Annotated in this window: 15 protein-coding genes and 2 pseudogenes; 2 read left to right on the top strand and 15 right to left on the bottom strand. The window is 48.0% G+C overall.

Going from position 1 to position 15,296, the window contains the following annotated elements:
• Positions 1 to 114: 114 nt before the first annotated feature.
• Positions 115 to 1,317: a group II intron reverse transcriptase/maturase gene (gene ltrA / locus NX722_RS14350; RefSeq protein WP_262568570.1), complete on the bottom strand. Its 1,203-nt coding sequence runs from the start codon at positions 1,315 to 1,317 to the stop codon at positions 115 to 117.
• Positions 1,318 to 1,921: 604 nt separating this feature from the next.
• Between ltrA (NX722_RS14350) and NX722_RS14355 the strand changes: the two genes are divergently transcribed.
• Positions 1,922 to 2,620 (top strand): class I SAM-dependent DNA methyltransferase, encoded by a 699-nt coding sequence (locus NX722_RS14355; protein WP_322740930.1) that lies wholly within the window; start codon positions 1,922 to 1,924, stop codon positions 2,618 to 2,620.
• Positions 2,621 to 2,690: 70 nt separating this feature from the next.
• On the opposite strand, the gene NX722_RS14360 is transcribed toward NX722_RS14355, so the two are convergent.
• From NX722_RS14360 to NX722_RS14375, 4 genes and pseudogenes are all read right to left on the bottom strand, one after another.
• Positions 2,691 to 2,867: a hypothetical protein gene (locus NX722_RS14360; protein WP_262568759.1), complete on the bottom strand. Its 177-nt coding sequence runs from the start codon at positions 2,865 to 2,867 to the stop codon at positions 2,691 to 2,693.
• 51 nt (positions 2,868 to 2,918) lie between these two features.
• A pseudogene (locus tag NX722_RS14365) lies at positions 2,919 to 3,035 on the bottom strand (group II intron maturase-specific domain-containing protein); the annotation flags it as partial.
• Positions 3,036 to 3,096: 61 nt separating this feature from the next.
• Positions 3,097 to 3,954 (bottom strand): annotated as a pseudogene (gene ltrA / locus NX722_RS14370) (group II intron reverse transcriptase/maturase); the annotation flags it as partial.
• Positions 3,955 to 4,778: 824 nt separating this feature from the next.
• The gene (locus NX722_RS14375) at positions 4,779 to 5,843 is read right to left on the bottom strand and encodes an IS4 family transposase (protein WP_262566701.1); all 1,065 of its coding nucleotides are present in this window, start codon (positions 5,841 to 5,843) and stop codon (positions 4,779 to 4,781) included.
• A gap of 209 nt (positions 5,844 to 6,052) precedes the next feature.
• Here NX722_RS14375 and NX722_RS14380 point away from each other — a divergent pair, with 209 nt between their 5' ends.
• Complete coding sequence (locus NX722_RS14380; protein WP_262568571.1) at positions 6,053 to 6,244, top strand: hypothetical protein; 192 nt, start codon at positions 6,053 to 6,055, stop codon at positions 6,242 to 6,244.
• Here the strand turns inward: NX722_RS14380 and NX722_RS14385 are convergent.
• The 10 genes from NX722_RS14385 to NX722_RS14430 all read right to left on the bottom strand — a co-directional run bounded on the left by NX722_RS14385 (position 6,214) and on the right by NX722_RS14430 (position 15,268).
• Positions 6,214 to 7,917: an IS66 family transposase gene (locus NX722_RS14385; protein WP_262563696.1), complete on the bottom strand. Its 1,704-nt coding sequence runs from the start codon at positions 7,915 to 7,917 to the stop codon at positions 6,214 to 6,216. The genes NX722_RS14380 and NX722_RS14385 overlap by 31 nt on opposite strands.
• 132 nt (positions 7,918 to 8,049) lie before the next feature.
• Positions 8,050 to 9,042: an IS30 family transposase gene (locus tag NX722_RS14390; protein ID WP_262563592.1), complete on the bottom strand. Its 993-nt coding sequence runs from the start codon at positions 9,040 to 9,042 to the stop codon at positions 8,050 to 8,052.
• Positions 9,043 to 9,441: 399 nt separating this feature from the next.
• A complete protein-coding gene (locus tag NX722_RS28695) occupies positions 9,442 to 9,852 on the bottom strand; it encodes an ATP-binding cassette domain-containing protein (protein WP_322740931.1) in 411 nt (136 codons plus the stop codon).
• A gap of 10 nt (positions 9,853 to 9,862) precedes the next feature.
• Entirely contained in the window at positions 9,863 to 10,867 is a 1,005-nt protein-coding gene (locus tag NX722_RS14400; protein WP_262568572.1) for an ABC transporter ATP-binding protein, read from the bottom strand.
• 33 nt (positions 10,868 to 10,900) lie between these two features.
• Positions 10,901 to 11,401 (bottom strand): ABC transporter permease, encoded by a 501-nt coding sequence (locus NX722_RS14405; protein ID WP_407647995.1) that lies wholly within the window; start codon positions 11,399 to 11,401, stop codon positions 10,901 to 10,903.
• Positions 11,402 to 11,494: 93 nt separating this feature from the next.
• A complete protein-coding gene (locus tag NX722_RS14410; protein WP_262568573.1) occupies positions 11,495 to 11,947 on the bottom strand; it encodes an IS1 family transposase in 453 nt (150 codons plus the stop codon).
• 16 nt (positions 11,948 to 11,963) lie between these two features.
• Positions 11,964 to 12,251, bottom strand: a complete 288-nt coding sequence (locus NX722_RS14415; RefSeq protein WP_265442340.1) for an IS1-like element transposase — start codon at positions 12,249 to 12,251, stop codon at positions 11,964 to 11,966.
• Positions 12,252 to 12,312: 61 nt separating this feature from the next.
• Positions 12,313 to 12,681: an ABC transporter permease gene (locus NX722_RS14420; RefSeq protein ID WP_262568574.1), complete on the bottom strand. Its 369-nt coding sequence runs from the start codon at positions 12,679 to 12,681 to the stop codon at positions 12,313 to 12,315.
• Positions 12,682 to 12,701: 20 nt separating this feature from the next.
• On the bottom strand, positions 12,702 to 13,628 hold the full coding sequence (gene nikB, locus NX722_RS14425; RefSeq protein WP_262568575.1) for a nickel ABC transporter permease: 927 nt from the start codon (positions 13,626 to 13,628) through the stop codon (positions 12,702 to 12,704).
• 122 nt (positions 13,629 to 13,750) lie between these two features.
• Positions 13,751 to 15,268 carry a glutathione ABC transporter substrate-binding protein gene (locus NX722_RS14430; protein WP_262568576.1) on the bottom strand — a complete coding sequence of 506 codons (1,518 nt, stop codon included), beginning with the start codon at positions 15,266 to 15,268 and terminating at the stop codon, positions 13,751 to 13,753.
• Positions 15,269 to 15,296 lie beyond the last annotated feature (28 nt).

A 15,296-nucleotide genomic window follows, 5' to 3' on the forward strand; every position in this document is an offset into this window, starting at 1 on the left:
TCAAAAAACATCCGAATTAATGGTGAGTTCGGGTTGTAATACCTTTTTCATGGACAGTAGAGCAACAGACCTCCGAAAAAATCAGAATGGGATGTTTTTTCCGGAACTTGTTGCTCATTTATGAAATATTCGGGCTAACTGTGCCGCATAGGTTTTGCTTAGCCGGTAATACCCTTTGCTACTGGCTGCAATCGAGGCGGCCTTGATGTGATCAACACCTAACCTGATCAAATTTCTGTAACGGGTTTTCGGCTTTCGCCATTGTTTGATAAAACAACAGCGAATCCGCCGACGTATCCATTGATCCAGTCGCGGTATAGGACTGTAATATTCGGTTATCCTGAAATAACCCATCCAGCCCCGGATATATTCGGCCAGCTTCTTCAAGCGATATTCCATCGATACTCCCCAGCTTCGGCTGGTGAGTTTCAGGATTTTTCGCCTGAAGCGGTTCAGACTCTTCTCCGACCAGCGGATTCGCTTCCCTGTGAAGGTAAAACTCAGGAACTCAGCTTCGGTAGCTTTCACCACCTTGCTCTTTGTCGGGTTTATCCTCAGTTTCAGCTTGCGCTCAAGGTAACGTGTGATGCTTTCCATCACTCGCTCCCCGGCTCGCTGGCTGCCAACGAGGATCACAAAGTCATCGCAGTAGCGTGCGAAGCAATGCCCCCGGTACTCCAGTTCCTTGTCCAGGTCATCGAGAAGGACATTCGACAGCAGCGGTGAAAGTGGACCGCCTTGTGGCATACCTACCCGGGTTGGGTAGCATTGCCCATCAACCATGACGCCAGCACGAAGGTAGCGGCCAATCAGCTTCAACAGACGCTTGTCGTGAATCTTTCGAGAGACTCTCGACATAAGAACATCATGGCTGACCGTATCAAAGAATTTACTCAGATCAACATCAACCGCCTGATGCAGCCCCTGCTTAATGTATCGATTAACCTGTTGTACAGCGTCTTGTGCAGACCTTCCCGGTCTGTAACCGAAGCTGCTGGGAGAGAAGTCAGGATCAAAGATGGGTGATAATACCTGCACAATGGCCTGTTGTATCACTCGATCCATGACTGTCGGGATGCCCAGCAACCGTTCTCCACCATCGGGCTTTTCTATAACAGCCCGAAGGACGGGAGATGGTCTGTAAGTCCCATTGAGTAAGGCTTGGCGCGCTGAAGGCCAGTGCTGACGGGCAAAGTCAGGATAGGCTTTAATGGTGATCCCATCTATTCCGGGAGCCCCTTTGTTACTTCTGACTTGTTTCCATGCTTTCAGCAAATTGGCAGGTTCCAGTGCGCAACTCAGTAGATCGTGGTTCAAAGCTGGTTAAAGATTCTTTCGCCAACTCCAGTGAGTCGCCGGACGGCTGCACTGTGTTGAGGGAATCAGTCTCCTCTTTTCGTCGGTGTTCAGTCCTTCGTTGACGACTTCCAATCGGATTAACGACTTCTGTCGAACAACTACTATGACGTCTGCTGACTTCTGTTCAATCACCACACAGAATTACTTCTGCAGGCGCTATTGGTGGTCATCGGGTTTGCTCGAACAGGGTGATGAACCCTGTCCGCCGAGCCTGTTGTAACCAGTGGCTGAGAACTGGGATTGACCAATCGCATGTTGAACAGACCTCCCCGGATAAGAGCATGAACTTTCAGTACACAACCGCCGCATTTACCGTATCTCTCAAACCAGAGGGCTTTGTGATCCTTGGCTCACTCGCCCACGAGACTCGGCCTTGTATACGATTTCTGTCCGTCGGCTCGCACTTTTGCAGTCAGACTGCCTCCGCACAACCCCTCGTGAGATTGCACTTGCCTTAAGCTAGTGGTTATCATCGGTGGGCTTATTCGGCTCCAGATCCGATGCTGGTTTACCCACAGGGGACTTTCACCCCATAAGTTCATGCCCATGCCGGGCGTACCAAATGGTTCCAGTTCGTTCGCTACGCTCACCCGACCGCCTTCGGCGGCGGCTGAACCAGGCGTTAGGCTTCTATGAAACAAATCACTTAAAAAGTAAAATAATGAAACCAGTGGAAATTGGAAAAGCATATGATCAAATTACTCACTTATGGGAAAGTGAAAAGTTCAATAGGTCTAATGGGATAGAACAGCATAAAAAAGCAATTTCTTTTGCTCCAAATACTGGAAAAGCATTGGATATAGCTTGTGGATGTACAGGTAGATTTATTGATCTGCTAATTGATAGTGGTTTTACTCCTGAAGGTGTAGATATATCAAGCAAAAAGGTCTTGCTTGCTAAAAAAACACATCCTGACATTCAGTTTTATAATAAAGATATCTGCTCTTGGTCTATACCGAAAAAGTATAGTTTCATTACAGCATGGGATAGTATTTGGCATATACCATTGGAAGAACAGAAAAATGTTCTTACAAAAATTGTCAACAGTTTAAATAAAGGGGGGATTTTCATTTTCTCTTTTGGTGGTACAGATGAGCCTGGAGATCACACAGACAGTTTTATGGGGCCAGAGGTTTACTATTCTTCTTTAGGTACTAATGGTTTCTTATCATTGCTCATTGAACTCGGTTGTATTTGCAAACATCTTGAGTTTGATCAGCACCCAGAATTCCACACATATATGATCGTGCAAAAAGCCTAAATCGGGTAGCCGGAGGTCTCTAACCTCCAGCCCCCACATCACACCGGCGTGCGGGTCCGCACCGGGCGATTCACCGAGGGTGGTGAAACCTGATCCACAAGTCTTTCAGGGAAACAAGCCCGAGTTTACTGAGAAAACTGTCGTTTAATGCTAACTGTGCCGCATAGGTTTTGCTTAGCCGGTAATACCCTTTGCTACTGGCTGCAATCGAGGCGGCCTTGATGTGATCAACACCTAACCTGATCAAATTTCTGTAACGGGTTTTCGGCTTTCGCCATTGTTTGATAAAACAACAGCGAATCCGCCGACGTATCCATTGATCCAGTCGCGGTATAGGACTGTAATATTCGGTTATCCTGAAATAACCCATCCAGCCCCGGATATATTCGGCCAGCTTCTTCAAGCGATATTCCATCGATACTCCCCAGCTTCGGCTGGTGAGTTTCAGGATTTTTTCGCCTGAAGCGGTTCAGACTCTTCTCCGACCAGCGGATTCGCTTCCCTGTGAAGGTAAAACTCAGGAACTCAGCTTCGGTAGCTTTCACCACCTTGCTCTTTGTCGGGTTTATCCTCAGTTTCAGCTTGCGCTCAAGGTAACGTGTGATGCTTTCCATCACTCGCTCCCCGGCTCGCTGGCTGCCAACGAGGATCACAAAGTCATCGCAGTAGCGTGCGAAGCAATGCCCCCGGTACTCCAGTTCCTTGTCCAGGTCATCGAGAAGGACATTCGACAGCAGCGGTGAAAGTGGACCGCCTTGTGGCATACCTACCCGGGTTGGGTAGCATTGCCCATCAACCATGACGCCAGCACGAAGGTAGCGGCCAATCAGCTTCAACAGACGCTTGTCGTGAATCTTTCGAGAGACTCTCGACATAAGAACATCATGGCTGACCGTATCAAAGAATTTACTCAGATCAACATCAACCGCCTGATGCAGCCCCTGCTTAATGTATCGATTAACCTGTTGTACAGCGTCTTGTGCAGACCTTCCCGGTCTGTAACCGAAGCTGCTGGGAGAGAAGTCAGGATCAAAGATGGGTGATAATACCTGCACAATGGCCTGTTGTATCACTCGATCCATGACTGTCGGGATGCCCAGCAACCGTTCTCCACCATCGGGCTTTTCTATAACAGCCCGAAGGACGGGAGATGGTCTGTAAGTCCCATTGAGTAAGGCTTGGCGCGCTGAAGGCCAGTGCTGACGGGCAAAGTCAGGATAGGCTTTAATGGTGATCCCATCTATTCCGGGAGCCCCTTTGTTACTTCTGACTTGTTTCCATGCTTTCAGCAAATTGGCAGGTTCCAGTGCGCAACTCAGTAGATCGTGGTTCAAAGCTGGTTAAAGATTCTTTCGCCAACTCCAGTGAGTCGCCGGACGGCTGCACTGTGTTGAGGGAATCAGTCTCCTCTTTTCGTCGGTGTTCAGTCCTTCGTTGACGACTTCCAATCGGATTAACGACTTCTGTCGAACAACTACTATGACGTCTGCTGACTTCTGTTCAATCACCACACAGAATTACTTCTGCAGGCGCTATTGGTGGTCATCGGGTTTGCTCGAACAGGGTGATGAACCCTGTCCGCCGAGCCTGTTGTAACCAGTGGCTGAGAACTGGGATTGACCAATCGCATGTTGAACAGACCTCCCCGGATAAGAGCATGAACTTTCAGTACACAACCGCCGCATTTACCGTATCTCTCAAACCAGAGGGCTTTGTGATCCTTGGCTCACTCGCCCACGAGACTCGGCCTTGTATACGATTTCTGTCCGTCGGCTCGCACTTTTGCAGTCAGACTGCCTCCGCACAACCCCTCGTGAGATTGCACTTGCCTTAAGCTAGTGGTTATCATCGGTGGGCTTATTCGGCTCCAGATCCGATGCTGGTTTACCCACAGGGGACTTTCACCCCATAAGTTCATGCCCATGCCGGGCGTACCAAATGGTTGCAGTTCGTTCGCTTCGCTCACCCGACGTGCCTTCGGCACGCGGCTGAACCAGGCGTTAGCTGTTCCTAAACTTCAGTGTCTTTTCTTCCTTTACAGCAAAAGGCTGTTGTCATTTCACATATCCCTCGAAATCAAAGCCTGAAACCAGTATTCTCTGGGTGCAAATCTAGCGATTGGAAACTGTCGTATATTTTTCATCCATACCAGCTCTACCTATGTACGGGACAAAACATTTAACAGCTCCTGAAATGCAATCTGATCATTTTTTGCGCATTTGTTTTTAAGTACTCGTCTGAGCATGTCAAGCCCCAGTCTGAACAGACTTTTTGCTGGTCTGTTATGTTTATTCAGTGGGAGCTGATTAGCCTCACCGTAATGCCAGTGCCCCACAAGCAGACACCACGCGAACGCAATGGCGAGGAGTCCCATAAGTTTGTCCATGCGGTCGTGCTTCGTCATATGTGTAGACTCCATATCGAACCCACGACTTTTCAAACAACCAAACAGCGTTTCTATATCCCAGCGTTTGTAATAGTCCTCGATCATGCCGTCCGGCTTTTCAGTAGCCACAACTATGAGCAACCCTTTCAAGGTGCGGTGCGCAGCAATGTAAAGCGGTACTCCCGCCACTTTTTTTCTGGTATGCCAAGTGACGGTTTGATTAAACTTCACACTACGGCAAAGCTTCCCCGCTGTGGTTTTGCGATTGTCATGCTCTACTGCGACATCACCTTTTATACGGAGGCGACACAATATTTTCTTCTGTCGCAACCACTCAAACCAGTCATGACCTATGAACTCACGATCAGCCAGAAGGTTGTCAATTTTTTCCGCCGGAATAATCTTCAAAACCCGCTCTATCAAGGCAATGCGTTCATCTGTATTGGAGTTGCCACCACGTTTGTCCAGACACTCCCAGACAATGGGTATAGAGTTTCCTTGCCAGGAAATAGAGACCACCAGATAGTTCACATCCTTAGAGCCATGCTTCCAATTGGTTCTGTCCATGCATAGCGTATAGCGATCCATATCGAGGCAGCTCAGGATAAATTCCCCCAACTGCTCATAGCTGTATTCGTAACCAGCAAAGAACCGTTTGATGCGTCGATAACTGGATTCGGCATCGGCTTCAGACTGGAACTCTTCGGCTACTCGGTAGAGATTAGTAGAACGGGCGCGTATCAAAGATAGAACAAATTGTGAGATGAAGTTGATTCGGGCTTGATGCAGGGGTAAATGAGCCTTAAGCTTCTCGGCTAATGAGCTGACTTCTTCCATGTACGACAACGGTAAACTTTACGGAGTTGAGAGACCGGATAGGTTACCTGATGGAAAGGTCAGCTCATACCCTCCAGACCCGATAAATCAAGAGTTTATAATTTTTTGTCCCGTACATAGCCAGGCGTTATAACCCTTAAGCTAACTTTTAAATATAATGTTAATTATTGTTTATACTTTTTAGATAAGTTGAATTTGCGGGTAAAAGTATGAATAATAAAAAATTAATCGAATGGTTTGATAAAGCTTTACATGTTTATGATGGAAGGTGGATTAGTCTAGCTAAGACGAAAGTAAATGCATGGAAATATTTAGGTAACAAGGATCAACAAGAAAAAGATTTCAATAACATACTAAATTTAGTAACTGCTCATATTCCATTGGCAAGAACCGTTTCCTGATAGCCTGATGCCTTCAGGATGAGATGCCCCAGCTGCGGAATCAGATTGGTTCCAGTCAGCCTGTCCCTGAGATAGTTGGCAAAGGACACCCCGTGTTGTTTACAGGTCTTTTTCAAACTGGCAAAGGTGTCGCGGCATTTCCTCCCAAGTTTACTCCGGGTACCACCGCTAACCTTTCGCCGTTTCACATACTCTCTGATCTGCCTCTCGCTCAGGTTGTTGTGCAGTGGCAGCCACGGATACTCAAGAACCAATAACAGCTCTTCCCTGACAACCATCAGTTTGCCCAACTCAGCCTGCAAGGCAGGGTAGTCAACCCGCTGTGTTACCCAACGATCAAACTCCTGGTAGAGCTTCTGTTTCTCCTTGTCCGTTGGTTTTTTCTGGTAGGCCTCAATGTCGTCGTAGAGGCACCAGTACTGATCCTGCACGGTGTCACGGGCGGCTCGTTCCAGGTCATTGGCCGGTATCAGCTTGTCCATGTTTCTTCCCGCATGGTACCAACACAGCGAATGCTGAAAGGCTGTATCAAACTGCCGGGCTCCATCGCTATGGATAATCAGGTTCTCAAGGCGATGATTGAGCATCAATGCGGCCTTTAAAACACCCTCTGTCGCCCAGCGCCTTTGTTGCGGGGCAGCACAACCAATGCTGTTAAGGAAGCTCTCCCACTCTTCTTCTGTTGAGAAACGCTTCTCGCCGCATTCGGATAGCGCAGTGATCCACTTCTTCGACACATCAACCTGATTCTCCATGTAGTCAATGGCAACGTCGTTGAGAAGATAAAGCCGCTGCTGCCCTTGCAGACAGCCCAGGAAATTAATCCTGCTCTTACTGTCGCTGCTATGGAAGTAGGAAAAATAAGGGTTGCCGATAAACAGGCAGTAGCCGTTTTTTCCTTGGTGGCGAGCACCTGTGTCGTCGGCCTGGAGATAATCAGAGCAAGTCAGCCCTGCTTCCAGCAATTCTTCTTTTTCCTGGTGGAAAATATCATGGCCTTTCGTCAGGATGTTGCTCAGGGAACCTTCTGATATTGAGCATCCATGGTCGTGCAGCCAAGATAGCAGTAGTGGCTGTGTCGTACTGCATGAATGATAAAAATCCAGCAGATGGGCTTTCAGGTTGTCGCCAAAACGGTCTTTCACATGATCAGGTAGCGGGGCTGACACCCCGCCTTCCGGAGTTGTGTAATACTCACGCCTGTAGCGAGTAGTGACAAAACGCAAGTCCAGCTCAGTATGGAAAAAGTCGATATAGCACTTGAAGCGCCAGTTCTCACCGGGAGCAGCGATTGAACAGATTTCCTCTCGGTCAACAGTCATTGGTGGTGCAGCGGTTTCACCGGCTTCTTGTGATCGTGGTCGTTTACTTTTCGGCGGACGATCAGTGTCACTTTTCCCGGCAGCCTGATCAGTGTCTTCCGCAGAAGAGCTGTCTTCCTGATCATCGCCCTTGTCCGAGACATTAGGCCTGATTTTAGGCTTGCCCTTGTGCTTCTTCAGGTGGCGAATTTCTGCTCGAAGCTGTTCGTTCTCTTCGACCAGCTGTTCGATCTGAACGCGCTGCCTTTCAATTTGCACAGATTGCTTCTCGACCGTGTCGAGAAGGTTTTTGACGAATGAACGCAACTGTTCATTGTCTGTACTGGAGAATAGTGAGTCAGGCAGGTGCATACGGTGAAATATACGAAAGATCAGGATAACTTTCTTTGACCTGTAGAGGTTGATTTGCCAGTCAATTTTGAGCAGTTACTAAATTTATGCGATCAAATAATTTCAAATTTTGAAGATTCTTCTTTCCTGAATTCAAGTCATAAGTGCATAACCCATGACTTTTCTTGCATCTATTCCAGTTGACTCTTTAAATGCCTCATAAGGAGTCTTGTAGCCCAGGCACTTTCTTGGCCTGTTGTTCAGCTTATCCACTGCAATGATGACATCTTTTTCTGTCACGCCATTAAGCTCCATCGACTTGGGGAAATACTGCCTTAGCAAACCATTAGCATTCTCATTCTGGCCTCTTTCCCAAGAATGGTAGGGGGCAGCAAAGTAGCTGTCACATTTTAAAGCTTTGGCAATTGATTCATGCTGAACAAACTCCTTTCCATTGTCGTATGTTATTGTCTTTACAAACCTTTTCAGAGGCTTGAGTACGTCAATTATTCCCTGTTTAACCGCTTTTGCCTTCTTGCCTGGTAGAGGGACAGCAAGGCGAAGCTTGGTTTTTCGTTCATCTAATGTAGCGATGGCTCCTTTATGATTTTTACCTATTACAGTATCAGCTTCCCAGTCACCAACTCGCTCTCTGTTGTTGACCACTTCGGGGCGTTCTTCAATGCCAACCCGATTTGGTATACCGGTTCGGTTATGAGCTGAACCGTATCGCTTTCGATAAGTTTTTTTCTGGTGCCTCAAGTGCTTATAGAGCGAGCCTCCGCGCCGTTTATCATCCGCTACAAATTGATAAATCGTCTCATGATGCAGCTTGATTACACCGTCCTTTTCAAGCCTTCCAGCCACTTGTTCAGGACTCCAATCTGAACGGATATCGTTTGAAATACGTTGTTTAATGTCGTCTGTCAGCTTAATAGCTTTTGGCTTATCTTTGTGCCGCTGCCGAGCTGTGCGATTAGCCTGTTGGTGCCTGTACCCTCTTTGCCCTTTATTGCGGTTTACTTCTCGCGACACGGTAGGCTGTGAACGGCCAAGCTTTTTAGCAATTTTGTTTTGTGAAGTCCCATTTTTGAGTTCAGTTTCGATATAATATCTCTCTTCAGAGCTCAGGTGTGTATAGGCCATCCTTGGCTTCCTCTGTATGGTTTGGTTGCTTTACAGAATACCCCTGAGTTCTGATTCACTTCAAAGGTTCTGAAACAATCCTCTGGTTACAGAGGTTATGCACTTATGATACGAATTCAGGTTTTATAATCTGTTCTATTTTTTATAAATCTGACATACACACCGAATCGGTGCTTGAATATCTTTCTGATCATGATGAACTATTAGAGGAAATCGTTTCTTATGATTGGGAAAGCCAAGAAAAAAGAATTGATAAAATAATTAAAGATGCATATTTCTATGTCAAATATAAAAGATCTCTAGCATTCTCAAAAAAAATGGTTGAAGTGGCGTATTGTTCATTGTCTGTACTGGAGAATAGTGAGTCAGGCAGGTGCATACGGTGAAATATACGAAAGATCAGGATAACTTTCTTTGACCTGTAGAGGTTGATTTGCCAGTCAATTTTGAGCAGTTACCCTGAAAGATAATCTGCATCTCTTCCCGCAACAGCCGCATCTGCTTTTTGTCCAGACTACGGATATCTTTCCCTTCAAACAGAATATCCCCTTCGGTGGCCTCAAGCAGGCGCAGGATTACCCGGCCGGTAGTGGACTTGCCACAGCCGGACTCACCAACAATCCCCAGGGTTTTGCCTTTTTCAATGGAAAATGACACGCCATCAACGGCATGCAGTTTGCCTTTTGGCGTATTAAAGTGCTTTTTCAGTCCTCTGACTTCAAGCATGACTTCAGACTTATTTTCAGACACTTTCTCAGACACTTTCTCAGAAACCTTCTCAGACACTTTCTCAGACACTTTCTCAGACATGATGCTTCCCTTACCCCGCCTGTTCCAACACTGGCTGACACAGATGACAACTGACAAAGTGTTCACCCCCGGTACTCGCAATAACCGGCTTCGGTGGAACTTTGCCACAAAGTGCTGTCGCATCCGGACAGCGCGGATGGAACTTGCAGCCTTCTGGCAGATGGGTTGGGTCAGGCATCAGCCCTTTAATGGGTATAAGGCGGTCGGTGTTTTTATTCAGGTCGGGTATAGAGCCGAACAACCCTTTGGTATAAGGGTGTTGCGTGTTCTTATAGACATCACGAATGGGGCCGCTCTCAACAATCTCACCGGCGTACATAATAGCCACTTTATCGCATACCTGGGCAACCACACCAAGGTCATGGGTAATCATTACCATGGCTGTGTTGTATTTCTGCTTCAGTGCTTTCATAAGATCCAGAACCTGCGCCTGAATCGTTACGTCCAGTGCCGTTGTCGGCTCATCAGCAATCAACAGGTCGGGATTACACGCCAGAGCAATGGCAATAACCACTCGCTGTTTCATACCACCGGAAAACTGATGGGGAAATTCACTGTAACGTCCGGCAGGGATACCCACCATTTCCAGCATCTCTTTTGCCTTGTCAACGGACCGGGCTTTATCAACATCCTGATGAATCAACACCACTTCCGCAATCTGATCCCCCACACTCATAACAGGGTTCAGGGAGGTCATGGGGTCCTGAAAAATCATGGAAATATTATTACCACGGATCGTTCGCATCTGTTCTTCAGGCACGTCCAGCAGGTTCTGCCCATCGTAAACGACTTTGCCACTGGTTATGCGCCCTGGCGGGTTAGGCACCAGTCTCATCAACCCAAGTGCCGTTGTGGTTTTTCCCGCGCCGGTTTCACCGATAAGACCCAGAGTTTCACCTTTGCGCAGGGTCAGGTTCAGGCCACTGACCGCATGAGTGACTTCACCATCCACTTCATAGACGATGCTCAGGTTTTCAACTGACAGCAAAGGCTGTTCATTATTTATTGCAGACATACTTCATTCTTGTCCTTGTCACTCTTGACAGAATTAATGCTTCAACCGGGGGTCCAGCGCATCACGCAGACCATCACCCAACAGGTTCAATGCCAGAATCGTAATCATAATGGCCAGCCCCGGGAACGTCGTCACATGCCAGGCATGACGCAGATACTGACGACCACCGGCCAGCATTGACCCCCACTCAGGATCGGGTGGCTGAATACCCAGCCCGATAAAACTCAGGCCTGCGGTTGACAGAATGGCGATAGCAACACCCAGCGCCCCCTGCACAATGACCGGAGCCAGAGAGTTAGGAATGATATGACGGAAAATAATGCGCATATCACTGGCACCAATGGCGTGAGCCGCCTCAATAAACTCCTGATCACGGATCGACAATACCGAGGCCCGGACCACACGGGCAAAGGTCGGAATATTGGAAACAGCTATCGCCAGCATCAGGTTCATCAGGTTAGCACCAAGGGCAGAGACAATCGCAATAGCCAGCAGGATGCTTGGCACCGCCAGAAAAACATCCATGACGCGCATGATAATGTCGTCCAGCCTGCCACCGTAATAGCCGGCGACAGCGCCCAGCGCACCGCCAGCAATGATGGAGATACCGGTAGTGGGGCAAACCTGTTATATTTCATGGATGTCAATGCCAAATTCGATTTTGTTGATCAACAGGCCAATAACAATATCGTGCATTTGTTCTAACTTTGAAAAGCATATTGTCTTTCTGGCCAGACGCTTAATCCAAGTTCTAAAATTCAGGTTTTTACGTTCAACTTTCTGAGTATTTTCTTTTCCGATGATGTGTCTGCTTTCGTCGAGATTACGTTCATAGGCTCCCCAATCATCAGTATAAAATTTCTTGATACCAAATGGTTCAAGAAGCTCTTTTAGTTTTTTGAAAACCTCATCCTTTCGTTTCCCAAAAACGTAAGCCAAAACAGTATTGGTCGCATGATCAACTGCATGCCAAAGCCAACGCTGGTTACTTTTTTCAAACACATACGACCACTGTTCATCTATCTCGGCCTCTTGGCAGGCGCGGCCTACGTGAATCACAGCACCCGTTCCAAGATCCATTTTCTGAATATTTGGATTAACTTGAACTAAGCCTTTCTCTTTTTTTTAATGTGTTTATTACTGTTTTTTTATTGATTCCCAAAACCCTGCTTGTATCCCTGATGCCGCCACCATTAATTGCCATATCGACGACTTTTTCTTTAACGCCTGGCTCATAAGCTTTGTACCGGTACTCAAGCATAAAGGACTTGGTTTCACATTCAGCATTACAGCAAAAGTAGCGAGGAACATTATGAGCACTGTAGCCAAAGCTTTTAACGTCATTACCGCCACATTTAGGGCAGTGAACTGGTGTGGAGCACATTTTCATATCGCTCTATGATAAATACGGCATACGCCGTATTTTAGCAAACAACTACAAAATATCAGGTTTGCCCCACTACCGAGATACCTACTGACAAAACACCCACCAGCAGGGAAACCCTTGCCCCATGAATTAAACGGGCAAAAATATCCCGGCCAAATTCATCGGTTCCTAACCAGTACTGAAAACTGGGACCTTGCAGCCGGTCACCCAGATTCTGGGCAACCACCATGGTTTCATAGTCAGCGATAAATCCGGCAAACACCGCCGCAAAAACGACAATGGTCAGGATATACAATCCAAGCATCGCCATTTTGTTACGCTTCAGACGTTGCCAGACTTCAAGCCATGGACTCCGCTTTTTCGGAGCAGCTCTCGGTTCCACCTTCGCTGACTCTGCACAGTCTTCCAAAGTCATCTCCTTAGACATAATCAGTTCTCCCTGTTACCTCATGCGTATTGAGACTTGATGCGTGGATCAACGTATCCATACAGAACATCAACGAACAGATTGACCAGCGTAAAGGCCACCGCCAGGAACATCACAGCGCCCATTACCATTGGCGTGTCTTTCTGTCGAATCGCATCCACCATCATCCGGCCAACACCCGGCCAGGAGAAAACGGTTTCGGTCAGTACCGCACCACCGATCAGATAACCAAACTGCAGGCCAATAACGGTAATCACCGGAATCAACGCATTTTTCAGTGCATGTTTATTAATCACTACATTTTCTGCCACGCCTTTTGCCCGGGCGGTGCGAATATAGTCCTGACGAATCACTTCCAGCATGGACGAACGGGTCATACGGGTAATGATGGCGGCAGAGCCGGTTCCCAGAGTCAAAGCCGGCAGGATCAATGAACTCCAGTCGGAGTAACCTCCGGACGGCAGCCAGCCCAGATTGACAGAGAACACCAGTATCAACATCAGACCGAGCCAGAAGTTGGGCATCGACACGCCCAGTAGTGCCATCAGCATAGAGCTGCTATCAATAAACGAGTACTGTCGTGTCGCCGAGAGAATCCCGACAGGAATGCCGATCAACACAGCGATCAACGTGCCAAGAACGGCCAGCACCAGGGTATTGGGAAAGCGCAGGAATATTTCATTAAATACGTCACGACCTGATGCGTAGGAGCGTCCAAGGTCGCCGATAATAGCGTTGCCCACATAACGGGCATAACGCAAAACAAAGGGGTCATCCAGCCCCATCTCCTCCCGGAGAGATTCCACAGCGTGCTTTGGCGCATTTTCGCCCAGAATAAGCTGTGCCGGATCGCCCGGAGTAAACGACATGATGGCATAGACCAACAGGGAAACACCGAGCAGTACCGGTATCAGCTGAAACAATCTTTTTAGAATAAAATTATGCATGAGTCACCAAACAGCCACGGTTTAAACGTCATTGGTTACTTAAATGATACGGGTATTGAGTTATTGCCAGCTCTGGGGCAATGGTTCCGACAGGCGTTATGCCTGCCGGAGGTCAGGACAGATCAGCCTTCAAAATGAACGCCGCGGAGTTTGTGATGGCCAGCAGGTGCCAGTTCAAAACCCTTCACGTTTTTCTGTATTCCGGCATTCTGGAATTTACTGAAAAGGGAGATGGTTGGCAGTTCTTCCTGCAGGATAACCTGAATGTCGCTATACAGCTTTTTGCGCTCATCCATATCACTTGAAACTCTTGCCGCCTCAAGCAGGGCGTCGACTTCAGGGTTGCTGTAGAAAGAACGGTTGCCCGCACTGCCGTGGGTATGGGAATCAAACAGGGCATACAGGCCATAATCCGCATCACCGGTCACGGTGCCCCAGCCCAGAATAAAGCTGTCATGCTCGCCCCGGGCGGTGCCGTCCAGAAACGCACCCCACTCCAGAACTTCGATGGACATACGGATGCCTATCTCACGTAACTGCGCCTGAATCACCTGGGCGATCTGCACCCGAACCGGGTTATCACTGACCCAGATGGAGGTACTGAAACCGTCTTCGTAGCCTGCTTCTTTCAGCAGCTGGCGAGCCTTTGCATAGTCCTGCTCATAATGCCTGGCCTTCTTACTGTGACCAAAAACACGATCACTGATCGGCGAGTTTGTCGGCACAGCAGAACCCATCATTACCGCGTCAATGATGTCCGCAGTATTAATGGCATAGGCGACAGCCTGACGTACCTTAACATTGTCGTACGGAGCCTTGTTAACGTTTAAGCCGAGATAGGTCATTGACAGATCTCTGTCCTCAACCAGAGACAGTTTTTTATGTTCGCTGACAGTGGCTTTATCAATGGGCTCAATATCGTAAGAAATATCGACCTCGCCGGTTTCCAGTGCAATGGCGCGGTTTGTACCCTCAGCGATGTTGCGGAAGACAGCGTTAGCAATGTCCTGCTTGCCACCGTAGTAATCATCAAAGGCTTTCAGAGTCACACTGTCGCCTACAGCCCAGCTGACAAACTCATAAGGACCGGTGCCTACCGGATGCTGTCCGTAGCTATCACCCGCTTCAGTGACGGCCTTTTCATTGACAATGGACGCAGCGCTGTGGCTCAGGTGATACAACAGTGGGCCGAATGGCGCTTTGGTTTTTACTGTAACGCTGTAGTCATCCACTACCGCTACGGAATCAATCGCATCAACGATGTGCGCCACCATTGGCGATGCCAGCATGCGATCAAAAGTAAATTTCACATCCGAAGCTTTCAGCTCCTCGCCGTTGTGAAATTTTACGCCTTTTCGCAGATGAAACAGTACAGTCCTGTCGTCAACCTGTTCCCAGGTTTCCGCCAGTCCCGGCACGATATTCATGTCAGCGTCGGTTTCAACCAGCTGGCTGTAAATTTGAATCATCACCCTTGAGGAAGGCTGATCGTTGGTGGTGTGTGGGTCCAGCGTTTTGGCGTCGGCTCCCTGAGCCACGACAACCGTATCCTTCACTCCTGCGGTATCCTGGGGGCTACTGCAGGCAGCCAACAGCATTGCCGCGCACGAGGCAATAGCTACCCTGAGCTTTCTCTTCATTGTTATTCCTTTTGTTCCACTTCCTGAA

Origin of the sequence: Endozoicomonas gorgoniicola (assembly GCF_025562715.2) — a bacterium.
Classification (GTDB): domain Bacteria; phylum Pseudomonadota; class Gammaproteobacteria; order Pseudomonadales; family Endozoicomonadaceae; genus Endozoicomonas_A; species Endozoicomonas_A gorgoniicola.

What these genes read in the sequence shown, in the direction of transcription:
- NX722_RS28695 (WP_322740931.1), bottom strand. Translation starts at nt 9,852, where the DNA reads ATGTCTGAGAAAGTGTCTGAGAAAGTGTCTGAGAAGGTTTCTGAGAAA.
- NX722_RS14415 (WP_265442340.1), bottom strand. Translation starts at nt 12,251, where the DNA reads ATGTGCTCCACACCAGTTCACTGCCCTAAATGTGGCGGTAATGACGTT.
- NX722_RS14430 (WP_262568576.1), bottom strand. Translation starts at nt 15,268, where the DNA reads ATGAAGAGAAAGCTCAGGGTAGCTATTGCCTCGTGCGCGGCAATGCTG.
- NX722_RS14420 (WP_262568574.1), bottom strand. Translation starts at nt 12,681, where the DNA reads ATGTCTAAGGAGATGACTTTGGAAGACTGTGCAGAGTCAGCGAAGGTG.
- NX722_RS14355 (WP_322740930.1), top strand. Translation starts at nt 1,922, where the DNA reads ATGGTTCCAGTTCGTTCGCTACGCTCACCCGACCGCCTTCGGCGGCGG.
- nikB (WP_262568575.1), bottom strand. Translation starts at nt 13,628, where the DNA reads ATGCATAATTTTATTCTAAAAAGATTGTTTCAGCTGATACCGGTACTG.
- NX722_RS14405 (WP_407647995.1), bottom strand. Translation starts at nt 11,401, where the DNA reads ATGCGCGTCATGGATGTTTTTCTGGCGGTGCCAAGCATCCTGCTGGCT.
- NX722_RS14390 (WP_262563592.1), bottom strand. Translation starts at nt 9,042, where the DNA reads ATGGCCTATACACACCTGAGCTCTGAAGAGAGATATTATATCGAAACT.
- NX722_RS14410 (WP_262568573.1), bottom strand. Translation starts at nt 11,947, where the DNA reads ATGGATCTTGGAACGGGTGCTGTGATTCACGTAGGCCGCGCCTGCCAA.
- NX722_RS14400 (WP_262568572.1), bottom strand. Translation starts at nt 10,867, where the DNA reads ATGTCTGCAATAAATAATGAACAGCCTTTGCTGTCAGTTGAAAACCTG.
- NX722_RS14380 (WP_262568571.1), top strand. Translation starts at nt 6,053, where the DNA reads ATGAATAATAAAAAATTAATCGAATGGTTTGATAAAGCTTTACATGTT.
- NX722_RS14385 (WP_262563696.1), bottom strand. Translation starts at nt 7,917, where the DNA reads ATGCACCTGCCTGACTCACTATTCTCCAGTACAGACAATGAACAGTTG.
- NX722_RS14375 (WP_262566701.1), bottom strand. Translation starts at nt 5,843, where the DNA reads ATGGAAGAAGTCAGCTCATTAGCCGAGAAGCTTAAGGCTCATTTACCC.